Genomic DNA, 25,073 nt, shown 5'->3' with positions numbered 1-25,073 from the left:
CTTCCGATCTCTCGTTAGCGGGAGGCGAATTCTACAGCGTTACTCGCTGCTGTCAACACCTCTTTTTCTCCGCTTTCGACCGAGAAGATCGAACCGTTAATAAGGCGAAAACACACTGCCTTACCAACTCCTTCGGGCTTCGATGAACTGAAGCGCAACCGCTGCCGAAAACCGCATAACTCTTTGTTTACCAAGGAGTTTTCCGTTTCGACTGCGCCAGAAGTGGGGCGAATTATAGACTTCCAGAATCTGCCGTCAACACCTAATTCAGCTTTTCTATCAGAAATCGAAAAACGGCACTCGATACGGCCTATATATAAGCAACACCACAAAGAATGCGCAGTATATTGCTCAATATCTATTAGTTAAGCATGATGTGTCACACGTACACTCTCTCGCCTCTTACTTCGGACGACGCCACGCAATGAATGACCAACCCCGCAGCCTTGCATCGACTCTGTTCCCGGTTGGCCTGCTATTAATAGCCATGGCGTCGATCCAGTCTGGAGCCTCCCTGGCAAAAAGCATGTTCCCGATAGTGGGTGCGCAGGGGACGACTACCCTGCGACTGATTTTCGCCAGCGTGATCATGTTGCTGCTATTGCGTCCCTGGAAGGCCAAGCTCACCGCCAAGTCGTTACGTACCGTCATCGTCTACGGCATGGCGCTGGGCGGCATGAACTTCCTCTTCTATATGTCGCTGAGAAGCGTCCCGCTCGGAATTGCCGTCGCACTGGAGTTCACGGGCCCCTTGGCAGTGGCAATCTATGCCTCACGCAAGGCGATCGATTTTCTGTGGATCGGTCTGGCCATCGTCGGTTTGTTGCTGCTGATACCTACAGACGCTGCAAACGCGAGCATTGACCTGATAGGTGCCGGTTATGCGTTGGGCGCCGGAGTATGTTGGGCGCTGTACATTTTGTTTGGTCAGAAGGCCGGCGCAGACAACGGTGTCCAGACCGCCGCGTTAGGCGTGATGATTGCAGCACTCTTCGTCGCGCCTATTGGTATCGTCCATGCCGGGGCGGCATTGCTCACACCTTCGCTGATTCCCATTGCGATCGGTGTTGCCATTCTGTCCACTGCCCTTCCGTACACGCTTGAGATGGTCGCCCTCACCCGAATGCCAGCACGCACCTTCGGCACGCTGATGAGTATCGAACCCGCGTTCGGCGCATTATCCGGGCTGCTGTTTCTGCACGAATATCTGTCCCTGGCACAGTGGATGGCCATCATTTGCATCATTCTGGCATCTGTAGGCGCGACCATGACCATGCGCAGCGAGTCCAAGCCCTTGGTGGCAGTAGATTGATACACGCTTTTACGAAGGTCTGGTATTTGCCGCTCAATTAAGCCATGTTTAGCCGCAACTCAATGCCAGACATGGATTCTATTCAGACAGGGATATCACCAACGATAAAAAGCGAAAGCGCATGCTGCCAGACTCGGGCGCCAGACCCGAGACCGCAATAGGGATGGGAATGAAACGATTTTTGGTATTGCTTGTTGTACTGACCATCACCGGTTGCGCTGCGACCTCCAAGACAGAGGTCAAGCGCGGGAAAACAGGTCTGCACATCAACTGCTCGGGCCTCTCGTCTTCCTGGGACAAGTGCTACACCAGTGCAGCCGACTCATGTGGCCCAAAAGGCTACAAGGTGCTTGCAAAATCCGGAGACGCGGTGGAAGACCCGGGTGACTATCCGTTTGGCATCAACCCCGCCGGCTATACCAGCCGTAGCATGATCGTTATCTGCAAATAGCCTGACGCTGCCTTAGTCAGCACCTTGAGCAGCAATCTGGCGCCCGATTTCTTCATAGCTGGATTGCAATACGCTGCGCTGGACATCTGGATTCACCAACATTCGCGCAACCACCAACGCGCCAATGCACTGCGACAGAATGGCCCAGGCCAGGCTGTCACTCTCCAGTATGCGTGCCCAACTCTCCTGTAACCGGCAGATCCACTGCTCAGCTTGCCGGCGTACCGCGATGTCCGAGCGAGCGATCTCTGCACCGAGTGCCGGCAGCGCACACCCGGACTCGGGGTGCTCGACATGCGCCATGCTCAGGTAATGCTTGAGACAACGCTCCAGCCTGGCTCGACTCAGCTCGCCATTGCAGCTCAATCGCTCAAGGCTCTGACACAGCTCACGCTCGACGATCGAACTGAAGAGTTCATCTTTCGAGGAAAAGTGGCTGTAAAACGCGCCGCCACTGAGCCCTATGGCTTTCATCAAGCCGTCAACACCGACCGTGCAAAAACCCTCTTTCTTGGCTGACACCGAGCTGCTTTCAAGCAGTTTCTGCCTGGTTTCCAACTTGTGACTGGCTGAGTAACGCATCGCTTCCCCCGAGAACCTATCGCCTTGACGTCTTCAGGATCGTAGCATAACGTTCGTTTGGTTAACGACCGTTTACCAAAGAGCGATAACTATGACCACAGCTATCAATAACAAGAAAGTCGTACTGGTTGTCGGTGCTGGCGATGCCACCGGCGGGGCCATTGCCAAGCGTTTCGCGCAAGAAGGGTTTGTTGCCTGCGTCACTCGTCGCAGCGCAGACAAGTTGCAGCCATTGGTTGACGCCATCCAGGATAGTGGCGGTGAAGCTCACGGCTTTGCGTGTGATGCACGCAAGGAAGAGGATGTCATTGCGCTGGTTGAACAGATCGAAAGCCGGATCGGCCCGATCGAGGCCTTTGTCTTCAACATCGGCGCCAATGTGCCGTGCAGCATTCTTGAAGAAACCGCACGCAAGTATTTCAAGATCTGGGAAATGGCCTGTTTCTCTGGATTTCTCAACGCTCGTGAAGTGGCCAAGCGCATGGCGACCCGACAACGCGGCACCATCCTGTTCACCGGGGCTACTGCCGGCATGCGCGGTGCTGCTGGTTTTGCGGCGTTCGCTGGCGCCAAGCATGGCATCCGTGCCCTGGCCCAAAGCATGGCGCGGGAACTTGGCCCGATGAACATCCATGTTGCTCATGTCGTGGTCGATGGCGCGATCGATACCGACTTCATTCGCGACAGTTTCCCGGAAAAGTATGCACTCAAGGATCAGGACGGGATTCTCGACCCCGAACACATCGCCGAGAACTACTGGTATCTGCACAGTCAGCCACGCGATGCCTGGACCTTCGAACTGGATCTGCGGCCCTGGAGCGAACGCTGGTAAGCCCTCCCCTATAACAATAATCAGAGCGCATCGAACATGAGCAAACGCGTAGAGTTCTTCTTCGACCTCGGCAGCCCTGCCACTTACCTGGCCTATACCCAGTTGCCGAAAATCTGTGAGCAAAGCGGGAGCCAACTCATCTACCAACCAATGTTGCTGGGTGGCGTATTCAAAGCCACCGGCAACGCCTCACCAGCGACGATCCCGGCCAAGGGTCATTACATGTTCCTGGACCTGGATCGTTACGCCAAGCGCTACGGTGTTCCATTCCAGCTCAATCCGTACTTCCCCATCAATACCCTTTTGTTGATGCGCGCCGTCACTGGCATCCAACTGCGGCACCCTGAACGCTTCCTCGACTTTATCGACTGCCTGTTCCGTGCGCTCTGGGTTGATGGTCGCAACCTCAACGACCCGACGACCGTCGCGGCGGTGCTGATCGAACATGGCTTTGACCCTGATGAAGTGCTGACCTTGACCGCCGATGAGGAAGTCAAAGCCGCACTCAAGGACAAAACCGAGCAAGCGATCCAACGCGGTGTGTTCGGTGCGCCGAGCATGTTTGTCGACAACGAAATGTTCTTCGGCCAGGATCGCCTGGACTTTGTCCGTGAAGCCTTGAGTTAGATCTCGATAGCCAGTCTGCCCTGCGCCTTACCCGAGGCTTGCAGGTCATAAGCTGCCTCGGCGGTTTGCAGCGTGAACCGCCGAGGATCGAGCAAAGGCTTCAACAACCCTGCTTCAATCAGCTTCACGGCCTCACCGAGAATCTGTCCGTGATGCTCGCGACCTTTGCCCGTCAGCAAGGGCAGCAACGTGAATACGCCGGAATAATTCGCCGCTCGAAACGACAATGGCGCCAGACTGTGCTGCCCCCAACCGAGACAACTCACCACGTGCCCCTGATAAGTGCGTACAGCCTTGAACGACGCATCCAGCGTTTCGCCGCCGACCGTATCGTAAACAATATCGAACCCCTCCCCTGCCGTATGTTGTTCTACATACTGTTCAACCGACTGCAGGCGATAGTCGATAAAGGTCGCGCCGAAGCTTTCGATAATCGCCTGCTGCCCGGCCGCCCCCGTGGCGAATACCTCGGCACCGAATGCCCGCGCCAACTGCACCGCCACATGCCCGACACCGCCGGCACCACCGTGAATCAACACCTTGTGGCCAGGCTGAACCTGGGCGCGATCCACTAACCCTTCCCACGCAGTAATCAGTACCAACGGCAGCGCTGCGGCCTCAGTCATGCTCAAATTCGCCGGTTTGCGCGCCAGCAGCCGCGCATCAACGGCGGCGAATTGCGCCAGTGAACCCTGCTGACCGCCAATCCCGGTCGCCATGCCATACACCTCATCGCCGACCCGCCAATCACTGACCCCGGCACCGAGCGTCTCGACAATCCCCGCCAGATCGATCCCCAACACCGCCGGCAATGGCTGACGTGCGTGAGCCGCTTGCCCGGCACGGATTTTCCCATCCAAGGGATTCACCCCGCTGGCGATAATTCTGACCAACACCTGCCCCGCTTCAGGCACCGGCTTTGGGATAGAGGCCAAACGAAACGGTGCATTGGCCGAGTCGACGATCAGGGCGAGCATTTCAAGTGAGTCAGTCATTTCGCAATCTCATGTCAGTGGAGAGTTACGTTGATCATCCACCCGTCAATTCATGCCGATAAGACGCTATATAGCTATAGTGACTATGCCCGATTGGCATCAATGAGGTAGCTCTTGGACAAACTCAATGCAATGGCGGTTTTCGTGCGTGTGGTCGAGCGCGGCAGTTTCTCCGCCGTCGCTCGGGAACTGCAGACCAGCCAACCGACCATCAGCAAAATCCTCCGGGCGCTGGAAACCGAGCTCGGCGGCAAGCTGATTGCCCGCAGTACCCGCCAGCTTTCGCTGACCGACGAAGGCCTGCGTTACTACAACGAATGTCGTCAGATTCTTGCGGCAGTCGACGCCGCCGAACACAGTTTTCAGTCCGGGCGGGAAGCGGTCGCCGGGCCTTTGCGGGTTGGCTCCTCCGTCAGCTTCGGGCGCTTGCAGATTGCCGCACGGCTGCCGGACTTCCTTGAGCGCTATCCACACGTAGACATCGATTTACAGCTCAGCGATCAGAATCAGGACCTGGTCAGCGAAGGCTTGGACGTCACGCTTCGCATTGGCGAGTTGAGCGATAGCGGTCTGATAGCCCGGCAGATTGGCATCACCCATCGAGTGACCGTCGCCAGTCCCGACTATCTGGCTCGCCGTGGCCGACCGCAAACACCGGAAGAACTGAGCCAACATAACTGTCTGCTGTTCAACCTGTTGAGCAGCCAGAATCAGTGGATCTACGAAAAAAACGCTCAGCGCCACAACGTGCGAATCAAAGGCAACGCCCAGAGCAACAGTTCTGAGGCCATACGCGAGATGGTGTTGGGCGGGCTAGGCATTGCGCTGTCGCCGGTGTGGTTGTTCAGCGAGGATTTGAAGGCCGGTCGGGTGACCGCGATCTTGCAGGATTACCGCGCACAAGCGCTGCCGATCCATGCCGTGTCCCCGGCCAATCGTCGCCAGTCGGCCAGGGTCAAGGCATTCGTCGATTACATGAGCGAAGCACTCGCCCATGCGCCAGAGCTTGCGCCGCCGCCCGAAGACTGACGGCGCAGCACCGACTCAAATAGCGGCGGTTCGGGTGTTCAACCACACCAGCGCAGCACCGTCGAGCAACGGGCTCAAACGTTCACGCACCTGCGCGTGATAAGCGTTGAGCCACTTGCGCTCATCCTGGGTCAGTAATGAAGGCTCCAGGCAACGGGTGTCGATCGGGCACAAGGTCAAGGTTTCGAACTTGAGGAACTCACCAAACTCGCTGCTGCCCGCCTCGCGGTTCAACACCAGGTTCTCGATTCGCACACCCCAGCGACCCGGACGGTAAGTGCCCGGCTCGATCGAGGTGATCATCCCTGGCTGCATCGCGGTTTGTGGCGCCGGCGCAGCTTGATAGGCAATGACTTGCGGGCCTTCGTGAACGTTCAGGAAGTAACCGACGCCATGCCCGGTGCCGTGGCCATAGTCGACACTCTCCGCCCAGATCGGCGCACGCGCGATGGAGTCGAGCAACGGCGAGAGAATGCCACGCGGGAACTGCGCACGGGACAAGGCAATCACGCCCTTGAGCACGCGCGTGCAGTCGCGTTTCTGCTCGGAGGTCGGCGTACCCACCGGCACCATCCGCGTAATGTCGGTGGTGCCGCCCAGGTACTGGCCGCCGGAGTCGATCAACAACAGGCCGTCGCCTTCGATCACCGCGTGTTCTTCTTCGGTAGCGTGGTAGTGCGGCATCGCGCCGTTGGCGTTGAATGCAGCGATGGTGTTGAAGCTCAGCGACACATAACCCGGACGCCGGGTACGGGCGGCGGTCAGGTGTTCGTCGATGGTCAGTTCGGTGATGCGTTCACGGCCGAGTACGCTGTCCAGCCAAGTGAAAAACTCGCACAGCGCCGCACCGTCCTGCTCCATCGCCTGACGAATGTGCTCGGCATCGGCAAGGCTTTTCTGCGACTTGGCCAGCGTTGTCGGGTTCAGACCTTCAATCAGCTTCACGCCACTGCCAAGGTTATCCAGCAAACCGGCAGTCACCCGCGCCGGATCGATTTGCAGGCTGGCGCCGTTTGGCACGGCAGCCAGCGCCGAGGCCACTTCGCTGTAGTCGCGCAGGGTGACGCCGTCCTGCTCGAGGATCGCGCGCAATGGCGCATCGACCTTGCTCAGCGCGACAAACAAGGTTGCCTGCTGCTGGCCAATCAGGGCGAAGGACACGAACACCGGGTTGAACGACACATCGCCGCCGCGCAGGTTGAACAGCCAGGCGATGTCGTCGAGGGTGGCAATGAAGTGCCAATCGGCGCCACGTGCTTTCAGGCTTTCACGCAGCTTGGCAAGTTTCTCGCCACGGCTGACGGTGGCCTGTGGCGGCAAGTGTTGATAGATCGGTTGATTCGGCAGGCTTGGGCGATCGCTCCAGACTTCGCTCAACAGATCGATATCGGTACGCAGCCGTGCGCCACGCTCCTCAAGTTTGCTGCTCAGTGAACGTGCCGACGCCACGGCCATGACCGCGCCGTCGACCGCAACCACACCACCCTCCGGAGTTTGTTCAGCCAACCAATCCAACGGGCCGGGTTGGCCGGGTTGCAGTTTCACCAACTCGATGCCGCTGCCCTTGAGCTCCTTGGTCGCCTGTTCCCAGTAGCGACTATCGGCCCAAACGCCAGCGAAATTCTGGGTGACGATCAACGTGCCGACCGAGCCATGAAAGCCCGACAACCACTGACGCCCCTGCCAGTAACCTGGCAGGTATTCCGACAAATGCGGGTCGGCCGACGGCACCAGCAGAGCGTGGATGCCCTCCCGGCTCATCAGCTCGCGGGTGTGCGCCAGGCGCTGGGGAACCGTTCCGTGGGTCAAAGGCTGCGTACTCATCATGTCTCCTGCTAACCACTTTTATTTTGTTATAGGGCGCTGACTTTTGGTCTGCGCATCAGGGTTGGGCGGTAGCCCAGAACGCCGGTGCACTGGCGGTTGCTGCTTTGATCAATTGTGCGGCCTGATCAATGTCCTGCTCGGTGGTGTAACGCCCGAGACTCAAGCGAATGGTCCGTCCTGCTGTCCAAGCATCGTGCCCCAGCGCCAGCAGCACATGGGACGGCGCATTGCTCGCGGAGTTGCAGGCTGACGTCGCCGAAAAGGCGATCGAAGCACTCAAGGCCTGGGAATTGAACTCGCCCTCGCTGAAGGTCAGGCTCAGGGTATGGGGAATGCGTTGGGTCGGGCTGCCGTTCAAGCGTAGACCGATAATGCCGCTGAGTTGCTCAAGCAAGCGCTCGCGCAGCCGGGCGATAGTGGCCGCCTCTTCAGCAAAGTGTTCCGCCGCCAACGCAAAGGCTGCCCCCATGGCTGCGATCTGATGCGTGGCCAGGGTCCCGGAGCGTAAACCGCCTTCGTGTCCGCCGCCATGGATCTGCGCCTGCAAGCGCTGCTGGGCACGCGGGCCGACATAGAGCGCGCCGATCCCCTTGGGACCGTAGATCTTGTGCGCGGAAAACGACATCAGGTCCACCGGCCATTGAGCCAGATCAATCGCTACCTTGCCCGCGCCCTGTGCGGCGTCAACGTGAAACAACGCGCCATGCTCACGCACTCGCTGACCGATGGCCGGGATGTCGTTGACGGTACCGAGTTCGTTGTTGACCAGCATCAACGACACCAGAAAGGTGTCTTCGCGCAGTGCCTCGCTAACCGCTTGCGCAGTGATCAGGCCTTCGGCGTCCGGCAGCAGATAAGTGACGGCGACCCCGGCGTCCTGCAATTGCCTGGCGGTATCGAGGATTGCCTTGTGCTCGATTTGGCTGGTGATAATGTGGCCGCCGGACTGGCCGCGGGCCTGGGCCACGCCTTTGAGGGCGAGGTTGTTGGATTCGGTGGCGCCGGAAGTCCAGACGATCTGCTGCGCTTGCGCGCCCACCAGATCGGCGACTTGCTGGCGTGCCTGCTCGACCGAACGCTTGGCTTGCTGGCCGAAAGCGTGGGAACTGGAGGCCGGATTGCCGAAGTTACCGCTGAACCCCAGACAGTCGACCATGACCTGAATGACTCGCTCATCCACCGGCGTGGTGGCGGCGTAATCAAAATACAAAGGACGCTTATTCATAAAAAGACTCGCAGAGCTTGTTCCGGGATCAGGTGTATTTGCTGAAAGCGCCGCACTGGAGGTGGTGTACAAACTGCGGGAAATCAGCAATACCTGATCGGATGCCGTTAAAGAAGTACGACTTCATTTCAAAGTGCGTAGGAACGCTCCTGAAGTCGAGCTTAACAGGCATCGGACACCGGGTTGAAGCGCAAGTCAGCTAAAGCTCTCATGCAGCATCGGATACAGCGAAGCCACCAACAGCAAAGCCATGCCCCAATTGAATACCCGCAACCAGCGCCGATCACGCAGGACATTGCGCAACAGACTGCCGCAAGCTGCCCAGACACTGACGCTCGGCAGGTTGATGATGGCGAACACTGCAGCGATGACGATCACATTGGTGAAATAGCCCTGCAGCGGCGTGTAGGTACTGATGGCGCCAATCGCCATGATCCAGGCTTTGGGGTTGACCCACTGAAACGCTGCCGCACTCCAGTAGCTGATGGGCTTGGCGTGACTTTGTTCGGCTTCGGAGACGGGACCTGAATGGGCGATTTTCCACGCCAGATACAGCAGATAGGCCGCGCCGACATAGCGCAGCACGCTGTAAAGCACGGGATAGGTTTGAAACACCGCACCCAGGCCAAAACCGACGGCGAGCACAAGAATGAAGAAGCCGCAGGTGATGCCGAGCATGTGCGGGATGGAACGGTTGAAACCGAAATTGACGCCCGAGGCCAGCAACATCGTGTTGTTTGGGCCCGGGGTGATCGAGGTCACCAGAGCGAACAGGGCAAAACCCAGCAGTAAATCCAGCGAGAGTGTCATGGGGCGATTCCATCAAGGTCGGTCAGGTATTGACCCTATCGCAGCCCACGCGTGAAACCCACGGACAGTTACGTGAAACTTCGAGCAGTACAGTCGCTTAGCTGGCGTGGCCGTGAAGAGGCACAGCGCGCTCGGCGTTCATCTCGCCATGCTGGTCAAAACCGAAAGTTTTCTGCGGCTGGCCGAGCAATTCGGCTTTTTTGGCCTGGTATTCATCAAACGACAAACCGCGACGATTCAAGGCTTCCAGTGCCAGTTCCCGGGTCTCTTCGGCGGTGTACGGACGCAATTCCGGGGAAGGATGACTGGCGCAGCCGGCGAGCACCGAGGCAACCAACAACAAGGATGTGGCGAATAAATGGTTCATGGGGAGGCTTCCTGCGAGCGGGTCTTGAGCAATGGACACAGGCTACTCCCGCCCCTTGAGCGACAAAAATCATCGCTCTCGATAGTCGCTATCGACCTCGGCAAAAACCGTTCAGCTCACCAGGCTGCATTGCAAGGCATTGTCCGGGCTGCGCTCGATGCTGCGCAGCACCTGGTAAGAGTCGAAGGTGACGCCTTTGGCCCGATAGGTGCGGATCAGTTGCCAGAAGTCCTGCTCGCCGGTCTCGAAACTCTGGAACGCCGCCTCGCCGGCCTCGCGTGATTGCCATTGCAGGTAATTGAGCACCCGCCGACCATCTTCGCTGACCTGTACGCTGGCGCTGAGAAACCCCTGGTAACGCTGAGCCAGACGCTCGGTTTGTGCGGACAAGGCTGAGACCAGCCCCGGCTGCTGCTGAGGTTCGATCTCGAATTCGATCAGTTGGGTGAAACTGCGATTGCTCTCTATCGACTGCATGAGGACTCCCCCTGGCGTGTAAGCCGAATCTTGCGATTTGAAGCTCAGCAGGATAAAACCTTCAGTTAACTAGAGGTCAAGCGGTGATTGAAATGATCAGCAAAGAAAACCTGCACAAAGAGCTGAGCGTTGGCCAACTGGCCGAGCGCAGCGGCGTGGCGGTCACTGCCCTGCATTTTTATGAGTCCAAGGGGCTGATCAAAAGCAATCGCAATCAGGGCAATCAGCGGCGTTACCCGCGAGAAGTGCTGCGTCGGGTAGCGCTGATCAAGGTTGCCCAACGCTTGGGCATTCCGTTGGCGGAAATTGGCGAAGCGCTGAAGTCGCTGCCTGACCACCGCTCCCCGACGGCCGCTGACTGGAAGCGCTTGTCCGCACAGTGGAGCAACGACCTCGATGAACGGATCAAACAGCTGACCCTGATGCGCGACAAACTCAACGGCTGCATTGGCTGCGGGTGCCTGTCGATGGAGGCGTGCCCGTTGCGCAATTACGGGGATGTGCTGGGTGAGCAAGGGTCAGGGGCGCAGTTGTTGGAGCCGTCGAAATGACCAAATGATCGTTCCTACCTCTGTGTGGGGATCAGACCATCTGAATGAACTATCGAAACAAACTGCTGGTTGACGGTTGATGGCTGAACAGTGGCGATGCTGCAACCCGTCGGCCACTCGGTTGCCTTGTTGGGGCTGGCCTATAGTCAATCGACCGGAAATCGGCGAAGGATTGGCTACATCCCCCCAACAAAAAATGGAGAACGGTCATGAGCGTTAAACCCATTCCCGAGGGTTATCACAGCATCACGCCCTACTTGGGAATCCAGAAAGCCGCCGAGGCGATCGACTTTTACAAAAAAGCCTTTGGCGCCACGGAAGTCATGCGCCTGACGATGCCCGACGGTGGCATCGGCCATGCCGAACTGCGCATTGGCGACTGCCCCATCATGCTCGGTACACCGTGCGATCAAGGTCCGCTGAGCAACCCCGACAAATCGCCGTCCGTAGGCCTGCATCTGTATGTTGAAGATGTGGACAAACGCTACGCCCAGGCGATCAAGGCAGGCGGCACAGTGGTTTCGGAGGTGAAAGATCAGTTCTACGGCGACCGCTCGGGCACCTTGAAGGACCCCTTCGGCCATGTGTGGTTCCTGTCGACACGCAAGGAAAACCTGACTCAGGCGCAGATAGAGCAGCGGGCGAAGGAGATGTTCAAACCGCAATAACCCCTCCCCCCGTAGGAGCTGCCGCAGGCTGCGATCTTTGATCTTTGACATCGGCGTGTCCGCCGCAAAGATCGCAGCCTGCGGCAGCTCCTACAGGCACGCGCTCCATTCAAAATTCCCCTGAATACACATAAGAAACATTTTATTTCATTTATCCCTTCGGGATTTTCGATTCTCATTCGTCTTAATTAGATGCAGCAGGCCGCGCAAGCAAAAGCCACGGCTCGACTTTCAAGAAGGCCGAACCGCGGACCATCGTCGGTTCGCGGGTGATGGGCCTGAGCCTGCCGCTGTACAACCGCATCATGCTGGCCAGCTTCAACCCGCAACTGGCGGCCGTGCGCGGCGTCGCGTTGAAAACCCTCGACTATCAGTTCGTGGTGCTGGCAACAACTGGGCACCACGCTCAAGGACAATGAGGTTGCTGTGGTGCTACATCATCGTCAGTCATCCGATGCGGCGAAAGCCACCATTCAGGCTGCCGGCAGTCAGTTGTTGGTGCTACAAACCGACGGCGCCGATCCGCTGGCCGAGCTTTCAAACAACATCAACCAAGTGCTCGACGCACTCCATCAGAAGTCCTGAGCCCTCCTCTCTGAAGCCGCGGACGCTACCGTCCGCGCTTACAAAAAACCTCAAGAAAACCTGAGCGCCCCGGTGCTAGTCTGCCCAACGCACCCTACGGACAGACAAGGAACAGGTCTTCACCATGAGTGACTACATCAAGCTGAACAAAGCCAACTGGGACGAGCGCGCCCCGTTGCATGCCGCCTCAACGGAATACGCGATTCAGGCCTTTATCGACGACGCCCGTTACCTCTCCGACGTCGTGCGCTTCGACGTGCCGTTGCTGGGGGATATCTCGGGCCTGCGCGGCGTGCATCTGCAATGCCACATCGGCACCGACACCCTCTCGCTGGCCCGGCTTGGCGCACAGATGAGCGGGCTCGACTTCTCGCCCGCCGCCATTGTCCAGGCGCGTGCATTAGCCGAGCGCAGTGGCGCCCGAATCGAGTATGTCGAATCCGAGGTTTACCACGCCGCTTCAGTGTTGCCAGCCGCCTCGTTCGATCTGGTGTACACCGGCATCGGCGCCTTGTGCTGGCTGCCGAGTATCGACGCCTGGGCACGCACGATCAGTGATTTGCTCAAGCCGGGTGGGCGCTTGTTCATCCGCGAGGGTCACCCGATGTTGTGGTCGATCAACGAAGATCGCGAAGATGCCTTGTCCGTTGAGCTCGCGTATTTCGAGCGCGAAGAACCTTTGGTCTGGGATGACGACAGTACCTATGTCGAAACCGATGTGTCGCTCAAGGCCTCGGTCACGCATGTATGGAACCACGGTCTGGGCGAAATCATCACGGCGTTACTGACCCACGGACTGGAAATCACCGGGTTGGTGGAACATCAAAGCATTCCCTGGGACGCCTTGCCCGGTCAGATGGTCTGCGATGACAACGGCGAATACCGCCTGAAGGAAGCCCCGTGGCGTCTGCCGCTGAGTTACACCTTGCAGGCGGTGAAGCGCTGGGGCTGAGAACGGTACTGTGCAGGCGTAATAAAGCCCGTTGAATGCAAGGTTCAACGGGCTTTTTGTCAGGCGCGGGATCAGTGACTCACGGCCGCCTGCTCGGTCATTTTCTGGCGCAGGCTCAGGGGACGCATCAACACCTCAAGGATTTACACCCTCGGGCGGCTTTCTACGGGGGAGCTGTCAGCGATTTGTTCATGGGGACCGCCGTGAGCCCGGCCACACTGAAGGTTTCAGCACAGCGTCGGTACCCAAGGTGCTGAAAAAACTCTTCACTGGTACAGGTACTGTTGAGGCGCGCCTGACTGAAACCATGCTCGATCAACCAGGTTTCGAGGCCCTGGATCAACGCCTGCCCGGCACCCCGCCGAAACCACTCCGGCAGGACATAACAAAACCCGACCTTGCCGCTGACGGCCGCCATGGCCACGCCAATCGGTTTGTCGTCGAGCAACGCCAGGTTCAGGTACAGGCGTGGATCAGCCAGCCAGGGCTGCACATGTTCAACGGTTTTGTTGTGGGTCCAGGCCGCGACGACTTTCGGGTCATTGCGGTGATCCGCAGCGCACCCGACCTTGATCGAGCGCTCGACGATCCGGCTGATAATCCCAGCATCCGCGGGCCCGGCTTTGCAGATGTGTATCGATGCATCCATAGCGCCATCACCTCAATCCATTGAGTCAGCTGGCGCAGACAATAGCGTTTTGCGGACTGCGATAGCCAACGCAGAGACGTTACATTTGGTGTAGCCCGATCTGTAGCAGCTGCCGAACGCAGGCTTCGCCAGCTGCTACAGGGATGTGTGTGTGAGGGTGTTCAGGCTGACTGCAGCGGCATTGTCAGTTCAACCCGCAAGCCGTCGGCACGGCTGTCGAAATGCAGCACGCAGCCGCAGCGCTGGACAATCGCCTGGACAATCGCCAACCCAAGTCCGCAACCGGTGCTCGCACCGTTGCGCCAGAAGCGTTGGGTCAGGTGTTGTAGATCCTCGGCGGCGATCCCCGGACCGTGGTCGCGCACCTGAAAATGCACGCGGTTGTCCCTGGTTTCCAGGCTCAGTTCCACCGCCGCGTCCGCCGGAGTATGGCGCAAGGCGTTGTCCAGCAGGTTGCGCAAGGCGGCAATCGACAGCACGGCAGGCATTTGCACCGGCGCCTGTGAGTAACTCGCCGGCAAGTGCAATTTGATCCGCTGACGATCACCGCTGGCCGCGTCTTGAATCGCCAAATGGGCCACCTGCTCGGCGCTGCACTGCACGCCATCGTCGAATGACAAACTGCCTTCGACCCGCGCCAGCAACAGCAGTTGCTCAAGCGTACGGTGCAAGCGGTCGGCACCTTCCTCGGCACGGGCCAGGGACTGATCACGGGCGGCGCCTTCGGTCATGCGCGCCACTTGCAGGTGCGTCTTGATCGCCGTCAGCGGGCTGCGCAGCTCATGGGCCGCGTCGCCAGTCAGCCGCCGCTCGCGCTCGATGGTCTTGCCGATCCGCTGGAGTAGCTGATTCTGGGTTTCCAGCAACGGTTGCAGTTCGCTCGGCAGCGGCTGGATCTGCAACGGTTCAAGGGAATCGGCACTGCGACGCATCAAGGCATCGCGCATGCGATTAAGCGGCGCCAGGCCTTGGCCGATCCCCAGCCAGAGCAGGCACAGACAACCGAGCAACGCCACGCCCACCGGCACCGACGCCGCCAGCAGCACCGACATGTTCAGCGCCTCGCGCTCGACTTGCCGGTCGGCCGTGGTAATGCGCACATCACCGCGAGCCAGGGTGAAACTGCGCCAGCGCGCACCGTCGATCATTTGGTCATGGAAGCCCATTTTTTCGGCTTCCAGGGTTTGTTCAGGAGTGCTGTGACTGCGGGCAAGAATCTCGCCGCGCAAGGAGCTGACCTGACAGGCCATGCCCCCCGGAATATTCAACTGTTCAGCGCTGAAATGCGTGCCATCGCCCTTGCTCGGCAGCGCCGGCAATTGCTCCAGCAGCCCGGCGACCATGCGCGCCGAGGCCACCAGCCGCTGGTCGAGGGAAAACATCATCTGATTGCGCAAGTCGCTGAGCATCCAGGCCGCGGCCAGGGCCCAGATCAGCGCGAAGGCCGCGCCGAGGGTCAGACTCAGGCGCAAACGCAAACTCATCACTTCGATTGCTCTCCGCCATCAGCCGGCCCGAGGCGATAACCCAGCCCGCGCACGGTTTCAACAATGCCGTTGCCGAGTTTGCGTCGCAGGTGATGGATATGAACGTTGAGGGCGTTGCTTTCCAGCTCATCGTTGAAGCCGTAGACGCTGTCCTTGAGTTGTTCGGTCGACAGCACTCGGCCACGGTTGTGCAGCAAGGCCTGCAACAGCGATTGCTCGCGGCGCGACAAGTCCACTGGCTGACCGGCAAGCAGCGTTTCGCGGCTGCTCGGGTCGTAGGTCAGGGCACCGTGTTCGATCAGATTTATGCTGCGCCCCGCCACACGGCGCAACAAAGTGTGCAAACGTGCTGCCAATTCACGTAGGTCGAAGGGCTTGAGCAGGTAGTCGTCGGCGCCAGCTTGCAGGCCATCGACGCGGTCGGTCACCGAATCCCGTGCGGTGAGAATCAGCACCGGAATCTCCAGGCCGTGATGGCGCAACTGCTGAAGCAGCTTCAAGCCGTCTTCGTCCGGCAGCCCCAGGTCGAGCACCATTACGTCGAACTCGGCGACTTTGAGCATCGCCCGGGCAGCCGAAGCCGTGGCGACATGCTCCACGGTCAGGCCCTGGGCCGTGAGGCCGGCGACGATGCCGCTGGCGATCAGCTCATCATCTTCACAGACAAGTACATGCATGGTGAGACCTGTAGAAAAGTATTGATTAAGAAGACGCCGGATTAAGCGGACATTATGCCCGACGCGCCATCGCCACAAGGATAACGCGGTTAATCATCGGTTAATCGCCACCCATCATCGTGCACCCTACTTGCACCGCGATAAGGCTTACCCATGCGTCGTCTGTTTCTACTTTTTTTTCTTTTCATCGCAGGGCTGGCCCAGGCGGCGTCGAATCCATTCGACAACAAACCGGATTTCCTGCCGGTCGGCAAAGCCTTTGTTTTTACCTCCGAACGCCTTGAATCCGGCGAAACCCAGCTCTTCTGGCAAATTGCCGACGGATATTATCTGTATCAGCAACGGATGAAGCTCGATGGTTTGGCCGACGCGCATAAACCGCCGCTGCCAGCGGGAGAAGCCCATAGCGACGAGTTCTTTGGTGACCAGCAGGTCTATCGCCAGGGCCTGGAGTTGAAGATCCCGGCCGGCGCCAGTGGCCAGATCAAAGTGGGGTTTCAGGGCTGTGCCGATGCCGGATTGTGTTATCCGCCGCAAACCCAGGTGGTTGATCTGGGTGGCGGCGCAACGGCGGTCAGCGCCACTGAAGCGCCGGATCAAGCCTTGGCCAGCGGTCTGCAACAGCGGACGCTGGGTTGGAGTTTGTTGGTGTTCTTTGGCCTGGGGCTGTTGCTCGCTTTCGCTCCCTGCTCGTTGCCAATGCTGCCGATTCTCGCCGGTTTGATCGTCGGCAGTGGCGCCAGCCCCAAGCGCGGTTTCGCCCTGGCTGGCAGTTACGTGGTCAGCATGGCGCTGGTGTATGCGGCGTTGGGCGTGCTGGCCGCGTTGCTGGGCGCGAACTTGCAGGCATTGCTGCAGAACGTCTGGTTGCTCGGCGGTTTCGCCGTGGTGTTTGTGTTGCTGTCGCTGCCGATGTTCGGTTTCTTCGAACTGCAACTGCCGGCCGCACTGCGTGACCGTCTGGAAAGCGCCAGTCGCAAACAAGGTGGCGGCAGCCTGATCGGCGCCGGGGTGCTCGGCGCCTTGTCCGGTTTGCTGGTCGGCCCGTGCATGACTGCACCGCTGGCCGGAGCCTTGCTGTACATCGCCCAGAGCGGCAACGCACTGCACGGTGGGCTGATCCTGTTCGCCATGGGCATCGGCATCGGTTTGCCGCTGTTGCTGCTGGTGACTGTCGGCAACCGTTTCCTGCCCAAACCCGGTGCCTGGATGAACCTGCTCAAAGGCATCTTCGGTTTCCTGTTCCTCGGCACCGCGCTGGTGATGGTGCGGCCAGTGCTTGATGAGTCGCTGTGGGTCGCTCTGTGGGGCGCACTGTTGTTGATCATCGCCTACAGCGCCTGGCGCCAGACCGGCGGATTCAGCCGCGCCGCCCATGTGTTTGGTGGCATGGCGCTGCTTTCCGGGTTGTGGGGCAGCCTGCTGCTGATCGGTGCCGCGGGTGGCAGTGATGACCTGCTCAATCCATTGCAGGTTTACCGCGCGCAGGCCTCAAACAGCGTCGCCGGCCCCACGGCCCACGACGCCTTCATCACCGTCAAGGATCCCGCCGCGCTGCAACGCGAACTCGACGCTGCCCGCGAGCAAGGTCAATGGGTGCTGCTGGACTACTACGCCGACTGGTGCGTGTCGTGCAAGATCATGGAGAAACAGGTGTTCGGCAAACCTCAGGTAGTGGACGCGCTGAAAGAAGTCCGCTTGCTGCGTCTGGACGTGACCGCCGACAATGCCGCCAGCCGTGAACTGCTCGGCCGTTATAAAGTGCCGGGGCCGCCAAGCTTGCTGTGGATCGGCGCCGACGGCATCGAGCGCCGCAGCCAGCGCATCACCGGAGAGGTCGATGCCGCCGGTTTCCTCCAACGCTGGAACATCACCCGGGACGCTCGTTGATGCTGACCTTTACCCTCGGCACCTTTGCCATTGCGCTCAACCACCTGCTGCTGATCAGTGCCTTGGCGCTGGCCACCCTGGTCGGCTGGCGGGTGGCCAAGCGCGGTGGCGAGAACCCCGAGTCGGTGTTGTTCAGCCTGTTCCTGCTGGGTTTGCTCGCGGCCAGGATCGGTTTTGTGCTCGCCTACTGGGCCCACTACCGCGATGACCCGTGGCAGATCATCGATCTGCGCGATGGCGGTTTCCTCGCCTGGCCCGGGGTGATTGCCCTGCTGCTGGCAACGCTGTTGCGGGCCTGGCGTCGGCCAGCACTGCGCAAACCGTTGGGTTTCGGCGTCGGCAGCGGTCTGTTGTTCTGGTTGCTGGCGAGTTTGTCCCTGAGCCTTTACGAACAAGGCACGCGCCTGCCGGACATCGTCTTGCGCAATGCCGCCGGCGAAACCGTGCAACTGGCCGATTATCAGGGCGGCCCCTTGGTGATCAACCTGTGGGCCACCTGGTGCCCGCCCTGCCGGCGCGAAATGCCGGTGCTGGAGAACGCCCAGCAACATCGGCCGGACCTGACCTTTCTGTTCGTCAATCAGGCCGAAAGCATGCAAAGCGTCAGCACCTTCCTCGCGACCCAAGGCCTGAGCCTTTCCAACGTGCTGTTCGATGGCGGCGGCCGACTGAGTCAAGCCGTCGGCTCCATGGCGCTACCGACCACGCTGTTCTACAGCGCCGAGGGCCGAATGCTCGGTAGCCACCTGGGTGAATTATCGGAAGCCAGCCTGGCCCGTGCCCTGGAAAACTTCGACTCCCCGAATTCGGCCATACAGGCCACACCGTCAAGGAAACTACCATGCCCCGCCTCCGCCACCTGCTGACGCTATCCCTGGGCGCAGCGCTGCTGCAAATCCCGTTGCTGCACGCCGAAGAACTGCCCGCGGCGATCCGCAAGATCGAAGCGAAAGGCGCGACAATCATCGGCAGTTTCGATGCGCCTGATGGCCTGCGTGGTTATGCGGCGCAGTATCAGAACCGCGGCATGGCCTTGTACCTGACGCCCGACGGCAAACATGTGCTGCTGGGTAACCTGTACGACGCCGACGGCAAGGACCTGAGCGCCGAACCGTTGCAAAAACTGGTCTACGCGCCAATGGCCAAGGAAGTCTGGGCGAAGATGGACGCCAGCAACTGGATCGCCGACGGCAACAAGGATGCACCGCGCACCGTCTACCTGTTCAGCGACCCGAACTGCCCTTACTGCAATATGTTCTGGGAACAGGCCCGGCCGTGGGTGAAGGCCGGCAAAGTGCAGCTGCGGCACATCATGGTCGGGATCATCCGCGAAGACAGCCCCGGCAAATCCGCTGCCCTGCTGGCCGCCAAGGATCCGAGCAAGGCCCTGGAGGAACACGAAAAGGCTGGCAAGCAAAGCTCGCTGAAACCGCTGACAACCATTCCCGCCGCCATCCAGGCCAAACTCGACGCCAATATGAAGCTGATGGAAGAGCTCGAACTGTCCGCCACCCCGGCAATCTTCTACATGGACGACAAGGGCGAGTTGCAACAACAGCAAGGCGCGCCGTCACCGGACAAACTGGTGAAGATTCTCGGGCCGAAGTAGTTCTATCGTTAGAGTGTTGGTGGCCTCACCGACGCCTTCGCGAGCAAGCCCGCTCCCACAGGGATATGCGATCCCCTGTGGGAGCGGGCTTGCTCGCGAAGAACGATTACGCGGTCTTGCGAGTTCTCTCGCGCAGAAACTTCAGCAACGCCTCGGTGACGAACTCAGGATTCTCCAGATTAGAGATATGCCCAGCCTCCGGCACCAACAGATAAGGACAACCAATCAACTCAGCCATTTCCTTCGTTTCCGACGGCGGCCGCGGTTTGTCCTGATCACCGCACATCAGCAGCGTGGTTACAGGATTCAGCTCGCCCAGACGCGGTAACAGATCATCACGACCAAACGTAATGCGCCCCATCGGCACAATGCTTTCACGCAAACGCTCAGGCGGCAGCGCGGCCAGTTTGGCACGGAAATCCTGATAGAGCGCGGACTGAGGATCGATGCCCGGACGGAAGAAAATCGGTACCACGATATCGAGTAGCTGCGGCGCGATCACACCACTGTCTTCGATCTGTTTGAACAACGAGAAATAGTACTGGCGAGTCGGCTCGGGCTCAACACCAACATAGGTGTCCATCAGCACCATGCCGTTAAGGCGCTGCGGGGCTGACAGCGCCAAGCGCACGCCCCACATGCCACCGACCGAAAGGCCGACCAGGGTGACGCGGTCAATATCCAGATGATCAAGCAGCGTCAGTGCCTGGCGCGCCTGATCATCCAGCGAAGTCATGCCCTGGGGCATCGGCCCGGACTCCCCGTGCCCCCAAAGGTCCAGGGCAATCACCCGATAGTGTTGCGACAACGCCGCAATCTGCGGCGCCCACATGGCCTGGTCCCACAAATAACTGCCGGCTAACAACACCGCCGGACCGCAGCCCTGATCAACGTAGTGAAGCGATTGTCCATCAATCGTAGCGAAGGGCATCCACTGTCTCCTTTCTGAATGGGGTCAACCAAAAAAGCATAGGCAGCCTGAGCCGGTCAGTTTTTTCAGTCAATGCGCAAATTGCTATGACTGCACTGACGTTCGAGAACTACACCTCAGTAAAAGATCGCAGCCTGCGGCAGCTCCTACGGTATGTGAGCAGCTGTAGGAGCTGCCGCAGGCTGCGATCTTTTGACGTTAAAGCCCCTCCAGTTCCTCCACCGTGCTGCACTCGAACATCGTTCGCAGCGGCACACTGCGTTGCAGGGCCTTTTGCACCCGCGAGGCGATTTGCGTGGCGAGCAGCGAGTGGCCGTCGACAAAGGAAATCCAGGAAGATAATTAACCCCCCTTCAATTGACAATAATTATCATTAAGCCTAGCTTGTCGCTCGATGCGTAGGACGGCTCCGAATCCCTGGTCGTCCCACTTACTTTTTGCAGCAAGGTGATTTCCATGACGGAACCAGTAACCACAAGCAGGTGCGACTCACCCTTACTCCAGGCGTTCGTTGATAATCGGTTGATTCTGGTCAAGATCGCAGCCCGTATTACCGGCTGCCGATCCCGCGCCGAAGATGTCGTTCAGGATGCGTTTTTCAGGCTGCAATCAGCACCGCAAATCACCTCCTCGTTCAAGGCCCAGCTCAGCTATCTGTTTCAGATCGTGCGCAACCTGGCGATCGACCACTACCGCAAACAGGCGCTGCAGCAAAAGTATTCGGGTACCGAAGAAGAAGGCTTGAACGTGGTCATTCACGGTGCCTCGCCAGAGGCCTCGCACATCAACTTCTCGACGCTGGAAAACATCGCCGCCGCCCTCGGCGAATTGCCAAGTCGCACCCGCTATGCCTTCGAGATGTATCGACTGCACGGCGTCCCACAAAAGGACATCGCCAAGGAACTCGGCGTGTCGCCGACCCTGGTGAACTTCATGATCCGTGATGCCCTGGTGCATTGCCGCAAGGTTTCGGACAAGCGCAGCGATACCTTCGCCCGCCGCTGAGGCATTGTTGTCTCGACAAAAAAGATCGCAGCCTGCGGACGTTTCAGCTTTTGGGCACCGGCACGATGGCGATCTTGTACGGATCGAAGATCTTCAGCATCTGCCCGTTGTCCCGCAGGCCTTGCAGCAACTTGCCGAATGTTTCTGCGCTGATCGGCGCTTGCGGACGCAACAGCGCGTAATGGTGATAAACCTGATCGATACGCTCGGATACCAGCAACTGCGGCCTGACCTTTTCATTGCGCAGCAGGTAATCGTAAAGGTACGAACGTGTGACCAGTGCGATGTCGGCACGGTCGCGAAGGACCATTGAAATATTGCTGTCGTGGGAAGTAGTGAGCGTCGCGTTGTAATTGTCCGCGAGAAATTTCGGTTCGGCATCGAAATTGGCAAATTCGTAGTGATAATCCTTGTACAGCGCCAGACGCTTGCCTTTCAAGTCGGCGAAGTAGCTCTGCTGACGGTCTGGCTTGTTCTGAGCGACAAAGATTTCTGCATCTTCCAGGCCCATGTCGACGGTGCCGTGCGGGATATCCTTCCAGCCCCAATCCGGGTTTTCGAAGATCGCCATGTCGACCCGACCGTCCTGGAAATCACCGAAACGGCGCACCAACGAGGTGGGGACGAGGACAAACTGATAGTCGGTCTGGAGCTTGTTCAATGCTTCGACCAACTGCGGCAGCAGCCCGGTATCGTCGCCCTTCTCCGGTCGAACGGTATACGGTGGAAAATGCGCAGCGCCCACCTGCACCACTTGTGCGGCCGAAGTCGGCAGTACGAACAGCGCACCCAGCGCCATCAGCGAAATCCGCAAAATCTTCCGAACTGATGAAGAGATCAAAACAAACCCACCTTTAAAAATGCATTCACTACAAAGCTAGGCGGTTTCACCCACTTAGACAACTTGGTGATGGCTATTTAATAGGTTTTGACAAAACTGTCATTTTTCTTCCAGCACCAGAATCAAGGCTTCGTCCGCCAATTGATCGAGGCTCATGCTGCCGTCCGCACGAAACCAGGTGGTGGTCCAGGACAGCGCGCCGGTTAGAAAACGTCGAGTGATGAACACGTCGCCGCGAATAAAACCGGCATCTTTCGCCTCTCCCAGCACTTGCAGCCAGATCTGCTCATAGATATCACGCAGCGCCAGCACCTGGACCTGACCTTCTTCGGACAGCGAACGCCATTCGTAGACCAGCACCGCCATCGCTTCGCCGCTTCCGCCCATGATCGACTGCAATTCGCAACGGATCAGCGCCAGCACCCGCTCACGCACGTTGGTCGCTTGCGCCAGGGACGCACGCATCAACGCGGTATTGTAGCGAATGGTTTCCTCCATCACCGCCCGCAGGATTTCATCCTTGCTTTTGAAGTGATGAAAAATGCTCCCCGACTGAATCCCGACCGCACTGGCCAGATCACGCACCGTGGTGCGCTCATAACCCTTGTTGCGAAACAGGTGAGCGGCCATTTGCAGCAGTTTGCCGCGAGCGCTGTCGGGATCGGTCAATTGCCCGTTATCAACCAACTCACGCATTACCAGCAGGGCTTTTTGCTCGTCCACCCGTTCTCTCCTACAGTCGCTCAATCAAATGTGCGATCTCACCACGAAAGCAGTGGGTTGCGACGGCAATTTAAGCTGGCCGGGGAAACCAAGCAAGCGCTTGGGCAGAAGATGTAACCAGCATTTACAAACCAAGCGCTTGCTTGGTAGTCTCCACCCACTTCTGTCGGAGGCTTGCAATGAACAAAACCGTTCGTATCGGCTGCGCCAGTGCCTTCTGGGGCGACACCTCAACCGCCGCCGCGCAATTGGTTGAAGGCGCTCGGCTGGACTATCTGGTGTTCGATTACCTGGCAGAAATCACCATGTCGTTGCTGGCCGGCGCGCGGATGAAAGACCCCCAGGCCGGTTACGCGAGCGACTTCGTCGAAGTCCTCAACCCACTCCTCAAGCAAATTTGTGAACAGAACATCCGCGTGATCAGTAACGCCGGCGGGATCAATCCGCTGGCCTGTGCAGCCGCACTGCAAGCGGCGTGCGATAAAGCCGGTGTGCCACTGAAGATCGCTGTGCTGCTGGGTGATGACCTGCACCCGCAGTTCAAGCAGTTGGCTGCCTGCGGCGTAAAGGAAATGTTCAGCGGCGCGCCCCTGCCAGCGATGTGCGTGTCGACCAACGCCTACCTCGGCGCCCCCGGCATTGTCGAGGCGCTACGCCTGGGCGCGGACATCGTCATCACCGGCAGAGTGGTCGACAGCGCGGTGGTCAGCGCGGCGTTAATGCATGAGTTCGGCTGGTCGTGGCAGGACTACGACAAACTGGCCCAGGCCGCGCTGGCCGGGCACATCATCGAATGCGGCGCGCAGTGCACCGGCGGCAACTTCACCGATTGGCAAGAAGTACCGGACTACGAACACATCGGCTTTCCAATCGTCGAGGTCAGTGCCGATGGCCAGTTCATCGTCAGCAAACCTGAAGGTTCCGGTGGCTTGGTCACACCGCTCAGCGTCGGCGAGCAGTTGCTGTATGAAATCGGCAACCCTCGCGCTTACCTGCTGCCCGATGTGATCTGCGATTTCAGCCTGGTCAAACTCCAGCAACACGGCAAACACGCCGTGCACGTTCACGGCGCCAAAGGCTTGCCACCGCCCCGTCAATACAAGGTCAGCGCGACTTATCCAGATGGGTTTCGCTGCACCGCCAGTTGTCTGATAGCCGGGATCGACGCGGTAGCCAAGGCGCGTCGGGTGAGTCAGGCGATCATCGCCAAGACCTCGAAAATGTTCAGCCAACGCGGCTGGGCGCCCTACAGCGAAGTGAACATCGAACTGCTCGGCAGCGAAGCGACTTATGGTCCTCACGGCCAGCGTCAGGACAGCCGCGAAGTGGTGATCAAACTGGCCGTGCGGCATCCGAACAAGCAGGCGCTGATCCTGTTCTCCCGCGAGATCGCCCAGGCCGCCACCGGCATGGCGCCAGGGCTGACCGGAATCGTCGGCGGTCGGCCGACGGTGTATCCATTGATCCGTCTGTTCTCGTTCCTGATCGACAAAAATACCTGCGCACTGGAAATCGACCTGCAAGGCCAACGTCACCCATGCGCCCTGCCCGCCCTCGATCACCTCGACACTGCCACCCTGCCGGTGCCCTTTGATCCGCCCAAACCCCAAGGGCGGGCCGACGCCAGTGTGGCGCTGGTGAAACTCGCAGTAGCGCGCTCCGGTGACAAGGGCAATCACAGCAACATCGGCGTCATGGCCCGCGCCCCCGAGTACCTGCCGTGGATCGCCGAAGCGCTGACGCCTGCGGTGGTAGTCGACTGGATGAGTCACGTTCTCGACCCGATCCACGGGCGGGTCGAGCGCTGGTATTTGCCCGGCACTCACAGCCTGAATTTTCTCCTGGAAAACGCCCTCGGTGGCGGTGGCGTGGCCAGCCTGCGGATCGACCCGCAAGGCAAGGCGTTCGCCCAGCAGCTATTGGAAATCCAGATCCCGGTGCCACAAGGCATCGCTGACCAAGTCAAGTAGA

Annotated in this window: 27 protein-coding genes and 2 pseudogenes; 15 read left to right on the top strand and 14 right to left on the bottom strand. The window is 59.2% G+C overall.

Features of this window, described 5'->3' with window-relative positions:
- Positions 1-424 precede the first annotated feature (424 nt).
- Together rhtA and ACIPIN_RS23750 are read left to right on the top strand one after the other, a co-directional pair.
- Entirely contained in the window at positions 425-1,312 is an 888-nt protein-coding gene (gene rhtA / locus ACIPIN_RS23755) for a threonine/homoserine exporter RhtA (RefSeq protein WP_401122882.1), read from the top strand.
- 169 nt (positions 1,313-1,481) lie between these two features.
- Complete coding sequence (locus ACIPIN_RS23750; protein WP_401122879.1) at positions 1,482-1,763, top strand: hypothetical protein; 282 nt, start codon at positions 1,482-1,484, stop codon at positions 1,761-1,763.
- 12 nt (positions 1,764-1,775) lie between these two features.
- Here the strand turns inward: ACIPIN_RS23750 and ACIPIN_RS23745 are convergent, their stop codons facing one another.
- On the bottom strand, positions 1,776-2,345 hold the full coding sequence (locus tag ACIPIN_RS23745; protein ID WP_401122877.1) for a TetR/AcrR family transcriptional regulator: 570 nt from the start codon (positions 2,343-2,345) through the stop codon (positions 1,776-1,778).
- 91 nt (positions 2,346-2,436) lie between these two features.
- Between ACIPIN_RS23745 and ACIPIN_RS23740 the strand changes: the two genes are divergently transcribed.
- Together ACIPIN_RS23740 and ACIPIN_RS23735 are read left to right on the top strand one after the other, a co-directional pair.
- Positions 2,437-3,177, top strand: a complete 741-nt coding sequence (locus ACIPIN_RS23740; RefSeq protein ID WP_401122874.1) for an SDR family oxidoreductase — start codon at positions 2,437-2,439, stop codon at positions 3,175-3,177.
- Between the two features lie 36 nt (positions 3,178-3,213).
- Positions 3,214-3,804 (top strand): 2-hydroxychromene-2-carboxylate isomerase, encoded by a 591-nt coding sequence (locus ACIPIN_RS23735; RefSeq protein WP_401122871.1) that lies wholly within the window; start codon positions 3,214-3,216, stop codon positions 3,802-3,804.
- Here the strand turns inward: ACIPIN_RS23735 and ACIPIN_RS23730 are convergent.
- Entirely contained in the window at positions 3,801-4,799 is a 999-nt protein-coding gene (locus tag ACIPIN_RS23730; RefSeq protein WP_401122868.1) for a zinc-dependent alcohol dehydrogenase family protein, read from the bottom strand. The genes ACIPIN_RS23735 and ACIPIN_RS23730 overlap by 4 nt on opposite strands.
- 114 nt (positions 4,800-4,913) lie before the next feature.
- Between ACIPIN_RS23730 and ACIPIN_RS23725 the strand changes: the two genes are divergently transcribed.
- On the top strand, positions 4,914-5,828 hold the full coding sequence (locus ACIPIN_RS23725) for a LysR family transcriptional regulator (RefSeq protein ID WP_401122866.1): 915 nt from the start codon (positions 4,914-4,916) through the stop codon (positions 5,826-5,828).
- Between the two features lie 15 nt (positions 5,829-5,843).
- Here the strand turns inward: ACIPIN_RS23725 and ACIPIN_RS23720 are convergent, their stop codons facing one another.
- From ACIPIN_RS23720 to ACIPIN_RS23700, 5 genes are all read right to left on the bottom strand, one after another.
- The gene (locus tag ACIPIN_RS23720; protein ID WP_401122864.1) at positions 5,844-7,652 is read right to left on the bottom strand and encodes an aminopeptidase P family protein; all 1,809 of its coding nucleotides are present in this window, start codon (positions 7,650-7,652) and stop codon (positions 5,844-5,846) included.
- 58 nt (positions 7,653-7,710) lie between these two features.
- On the bottom strand, positions 7,711-8,880 hold the full coding sequence (locus tag ACIPIN_RS23715; protein WP_401122862.1) for a cysteine desulfurase family protein: 1,170 nt from the start codon (positions 8,878-8,880) through the stop codon (positions 7,711-7,713).
- Positions 8,881-9,075: 195 nt separating this feature from the next.
- On the bottom strand, positions 9,076-9,690 hold the full coding sequence (locus ACIPIN_RS23710) for a LysE family translocator (protein ID WP_401122859.1): 615 nt from the start codon (positions 9,688-9,690) through the stop codon (positions 9,076-9,078).
- Positions 9,691-9,787: 97 nt separating this feature from the next.
- Positions 9,788-10,057, bottom strand: a complete 270-nt coding sequence (locus tag ACIPIN_RS23705; protein ID WP_401122856.1) for a hypothetical protein — start codon at positions 10,055-10,057, stop codon at positions 9,788-9,790.
- Positions 10,058-10,168: 111 nt separating this feature from the next.
- Positions 10,169-10,534, bottom strand: a complete 366-nt coding sequence (locus tag ACIPIN_RS23700) for an antibiotic biosynthesis monooxygenase (RefSeq protein ID WP_401122853.1) — start codon at positions 10,532-10,534, stop codon at positions 10,169-10,171.
- A gap of 92 nt (positions 10,535-10,626) precedes the next feature.
- Here ACIPIN_RS23700 and soxR point away from each other — a divergent pair, with 92 nt between their 5' ends.
- From soxR to ACIPIN_RS23675, 5 genes and pseudogenes are all read left to right on the top strand, one after another.
- Positions 10,627-11,085 (top strand): redox-sensitive transcriptional activator SoxR, encoded by a 459-nt coding sequence (gene soxR, locus ACIPIN_RS23695; protein ID WP_401122850.1) that lies wholly within the window; start codon positions 10,627-10,629, stop codon positions 11,083-11,085.
- Positions 11,086-11,294: 209 nt separating this feature from the next.
- Positions 11,295-11,753: a VOC family protein gene (locus ACIPIN_RS23690; RefSeq protein ID WP_401122847.1), complete on the top strand. Its 459-nt coding sequence runs from the start codon at positions 11,295-11,297 to the stop codon at positions 11,751-11,753.
- Between the two features lie 278 nt (positions 11,754-12,031).
- Positions 12,032-12,145 (top strand): annotated as a pseudogene (locus ACIPIN_RS23685) (metal ABC transporter permease); the annotation flags it as partial.
- Positions 12,141-12,338, top strand: a pseudogene (locus tag ACIPIN_RS23680) (metal ABC transporter substrate-binding protein); the annotation flags it as partial. The pseudogenes ACIPIN_RS23685 and ACIPIN_RS23680, both read left to right, overlap by 5 nt.
- Positions 12,339-12,462: 124 nt before the next feature.
- Positions 12,463-13,290, top strand: a complete 828-nt coding sequence (locus tag ACIPIN_RS23675; RefSeq protein WP_401122844.1) for a class I SAM-dependent methyltransferase — start codon at positions 12,463-12,465, stop codon at positions 13,288-13,290.
- A 163-nt stretch (positions 13,291-13,453) separates the two neighbouring features.
- Here the strand turns inward: ACIPIN_RS23675 and ACIPIN_RS23670 are convergent, their stop codons facing one another.
- The 3 genes from ACIPIN_RS23670 to ACIPIN_RS23660 form a co-directional block, all read right to left on the bottom strand.
- Positions 13,454-13,939 (bottom strand): GNAT family N-acetyltransferase, encoded by a 486-nt coding sequence (locus ACIPIN_RS23670; protein WP_401122841.1) that lies wholly within the window; start codon positions 13,937-13,939, stop codon positions 13,454-13,456.
- Between the two features lie 161 nt (positions 13,940-14,100).
- Positions 14,101-15,426 carry an ATP-binding protein gene (locus ACIPIN_RS23665; RefSeq protein WP_401122838.1) on the bottom strand — a complete coding sequence of 442 codons (1,326 nt, stop codon included), beginning with the start codon at positions 15,424-15,426 and terminating at the stop codon, positions 14,101-14,103.
- Complete coding sequence (locus ACIPIN_RS23660; RefSeq protein WP_262117143.1) at positions 15,423-16,103, bottom strand: response regulator; 681 nt, start codon at positions 16,101-16,103, stop codon at positions 15,423-15,425. Before ACIPIN_RS23660 ends, ACIPIN_RS23665 begins: the two co-directional genes overlap by 4 nt.
- Before the next feature lie 153 nt (positions 16,104-16,256).
- On the opposite strand from ACIPIN_RS23660, the gene dsbD reads away from it, so the two are divergent.
- From dsbD to dsbG, 3 genes are read left to right on the top strand one after another with little or no spacing between them, the layout of a single operon-like run.
- Positions 16,257-17,993: a protein-disulfide reductase DsbD gene (gene dsbD / locus ACIPIN_RS23655; RefSeq protein ID WP_401122834.1), complete on the top strand. Its 1,737-nt coding sequence runs from the start codon at positions 16,257-16,259 to the stop codon at positions 17,991-17,993.
- Entirely contained in the window at positions 17,993-18,859 is an 867-nt protein-coding gene (locus tag ACIPIN_RS23650) for a prolipoprotein diacylglyceryl transferase family protein (RefSeq protein WP_401122831.1), read from the top strand. The genes dsbD and ACIPIN_RS23650 overlap by 1 nt, the downstream gene beginning before the upstream one ends.
- Entirely contained in the window at positions 18,835-19,602 is a 768-nt protein-coding gene (gene dsbG / locus ACIPIN_RS23645) for a thiol:disulfide interchange protein DsbG (protein WP_401122828.1), read from the top strand. The genes ACIPIN_RS23650 and dsbG overlap by 25 nt, the downstream gene beginning before the upstream one ends.
- Before the next feature lie 106 nt (positions 19,603-19,708).
- On the opposite strand, the gene ACIPIN_RS23640 is transcribed toward dsbG, so the two are convergent.
- Positions 19,709-20,533, bottom strand: coding sequence for an alpha/beta fold hydrolase (locus ACIPIN_RS23640; protein ID WP_401122825.1), 825 nt, complete (start codon positions 20,531-20,533; stop codon positions 19,709-19,711).
- Between the two features lie 198 nt (positions 20,534-20,731).
- Complete coding sequence (locus ACIPIN_RS23635; RefSeq protein ID WP_401122890.1) at positions 20,732-20,839, bottom strand: phosphopantetheine-binding protein; 108 nt, start codon at positions 20,837-20,839, stop codon at positions 20,732-20,734.
- 150 nt (positions 20,840-20,989) lie between these two features.
- On the opposite strand from ACIPIN_RS23635, the gene ACIPIN_RS23630 reads away from it, so the two are divergent.
- Positions 20,990-21,538, top strand: a complete 549-nt coding sequence (locus ACIPIN_RS23630; protein WP_401122822.1) for an RNA polymerase factor sigma-70 — start codon at positions 20,990-20,992, stop codon at positions 21,536-21,538.
- A gap of 43 nt (positions 21,539-21,581) precedes the next feature.
- Here ACIPIN_RS23630 and ACIPIN_RS23625 read toward each other — a convergent pair whose 3' ends face one another.
- Together ACIPIN_RS23625 and ACIPIN_RS23620 are read right to left on the bottom strand one after the other, a co-directional pair.
- Complete coding sequence (locus ACIPIN_RS23625; RefSeq protein WP_401122820.1) at positions 21,582-22,337, bottom strand: substrate-binding periplasmic protein; 756 nt, start codon at positions 22,335-22,337, stop codon at positions 21,582-21,584.
- Positions 22,338-22,478: 141 nt separating this feature from the next.
- Positions 22,479-23,102, bottom strand: coding sequence for a TetR/AcrR family transcriptional regulator (locus ACIPIN_RS23620; protein WP_123428864.1), 624 nt, complete (start codon positions 23,100-23,102; stop codon positions 22,479-22,481).
- 179 nt (positions 23,103-23,281) lie between these two features.
- Between ACIPIN_RS23620 and ACIPIN_RS23615 the strand changes: the two genes are divergently transcribed.
- The gene (locus ACIPIN_RS23615) at positions 23,282-25,072 is read left to right on the top strand and encodes an acyclic terpene utilization AtuA family protein (protein WP_401122818.1); all 1,791 of its coding nucleotides are present in this window, start codon (positions 23,282-23,284) and stop codon (positions 25,070-25,072) included.
- The last annotated feature ends 1 nt before the right edge of the window (position 25,073 follow it).

Origin of the sequence: Pseudomonas sp. NPDC087697 (genome assembly GCF_044743155.1) — a bacterium.
Lineage (GTDB): Bacteria > Pseudomonadota > Gammaproteobacteria > Pseudomonadales > Pseudomonadaceae > Aquipseudomonas.
This window is presented reverse-complemented; position numbering and strand designations above follow the sequence as displayed.

Bases quoted from the DNA above. Each gene is read 5' to 3' on its own strand.
- rhtA (WP_401122882.1), top strand. From the start codon at position 425: ATGAATGACCAACCCCGCAGCCTTGCATCGACTCTGTTCCCGGTTGGC.
- ACIPIN_RS23750 (WP_401122879.1), top strand. From the start codon at position 1,482: ATGAAACGATTTTTGGTATTGCTTGTTGTACTGACCATCACCGGTTGC.
- ACIPIN_RS23745 (WP_401122877.1), bottom strand. From the start codon at position 2,345: ATGCGTTACTCAGCCAGTCACAAGTTGGAAACCAGGCAGAAACTGCTT.
- ACIPIN_RS23740 (WP_401122874.1), top strand. From the start codon at position 2,437: ATGACCACAGCTATCAATAACAAGAAAGTCGTACTGGTTGTCGGTGCT.
- ACIPIN_RS23735 (WP_401122871.1), top strand. From the start codon at position 3,214: ATGAGCAAACGCGTAGAGTTCTTCTTCGACCTCGGCAGCCCTGCCACT.
- ACIPIN_RS23730 (WP_401122868.1), bottom strand. From the start codon at position 4,799: ATGACTGACTCACTTGAAATGCTCGCCCTGATCGTCGACTCGGCCAAT.
- ACIPIN_RS23720 (WP_401122864.1), bottom strand. From the start codon at position 7,652: ATGAGTACGCAGCCTTTGACCCACGGAACGGTTCCCCAGCGCCTGGCG.
- ACIPIN_RS23715 (WP_401122862.1), bottom strand. From the start codon at position 8,880: ATGAATAAGCGTCCTTTGTATTTTGATTACGCCGCCACCACGCCGGTG.
- ACIPIN_RS23710 (WP_401122859.1), bottom strand. From the start codon at position 9,690: ATGACACTCTCGCTGGATTTACTGCTGGGTTTTGCCCTGTTCGCTCTG.
- ACIPIN_RS23705 (WP_401122856.1), bottom strand. From the start codon at position 10,057: ATGAACCATTTATTCGCCACATCCTTGTTGTTGGTTGCCTCGGTGCTC.
- ACIPIN_RS23700 (WP_401122853.1), bottom strand. From the start codon at position 10,534: ATGCAGTCGATAGAGAGCAATCGCAGTTTCACCCAACTGATCGAATTC.
- soxR (WP_401122850.1), top strand. From the start codon at position 10,627: ATGATCAGCAAAGAAAACCTGCACAAAGAGCTGAGCGTTGGCCAACTG.
- ACIPIN_RS23690 (WP_401122847.1), top strand. From the start codon at position 11,295: ATGAGCGTTAAACCCATTCCCGAGGGTTATCACAGCATCACGCCCTAC.
- ACIPIN_RS23675 (WP_401122844.1), top strand. From the start codon at position 12,463: ATGAGTGACTACATCAAGCTGAACAAAGCCAACTGGGACGAGCGCGCC.
- ACIPIN_RS23670 (WP_401122841.1), bottom strand. From the start codon at position 13,939: ATGGATGCATCGATACACATCTGCAAAGCCGGGCCCGCGGATGCTGGG.
- ACIPIN_RS23660 (WP_262117143.1), bottom strand. From the start codon at position 16,103: ATGCATGTACTTGTCTGTGAAGATGATGAGCTGATCGCCAGCGGCATC.
- dsbD (WP_401122834.1), top strand. From the start codon at position 16,257: ATGCGTCGTCTGTTTCTACTTTTTTTTCTTTTCATCGCAGGGCTGGCC.
- ACIPIN_RS23650 (WP_401122831.1), top strand. From the start codon at position 17,993: ATGCTGACCTTTACCCTCGGCACCTTTGCCATTGCGCTCAACCACCTG.
- dsbG (WP_401122828.1), top strand. From the start codon at position 18,835: ATGCCCCGCCTCCGCCACCTGCTGACGCTATCCCTGGGCGCAGCGCTG.
- ACIPIN_RS23640 (WP_401122825.1), bottom strand. From the start codon at position 20,533: ATGCCCTTCGCTACGATTGATGGACAATCGCTTCACTACGTTGATCAG.
- ACIPIN_RS23630 (WP_401122822.1), top strand. From the start codon at position 20,990: ATGACGGAACCAGTAACCACAAGCAGGTGCGACTCACCCTTACTCCAG.
- ACIPIN_RS23625 (WP_401122820.1), bottom strand. From the start codon at position 22,337: ATGGCGCTGGGTGCGCTGTTCGTACTGCCGACTTCGGCCGCACAAGTG.
- ACIPIN_RS23615 (WP_401122818.1), top strand. From the start codon at position 23,282: ATGAACAAAACCGTTCGTATCGGCTGCGCCAGTGCCTTCTGGGGCGAC.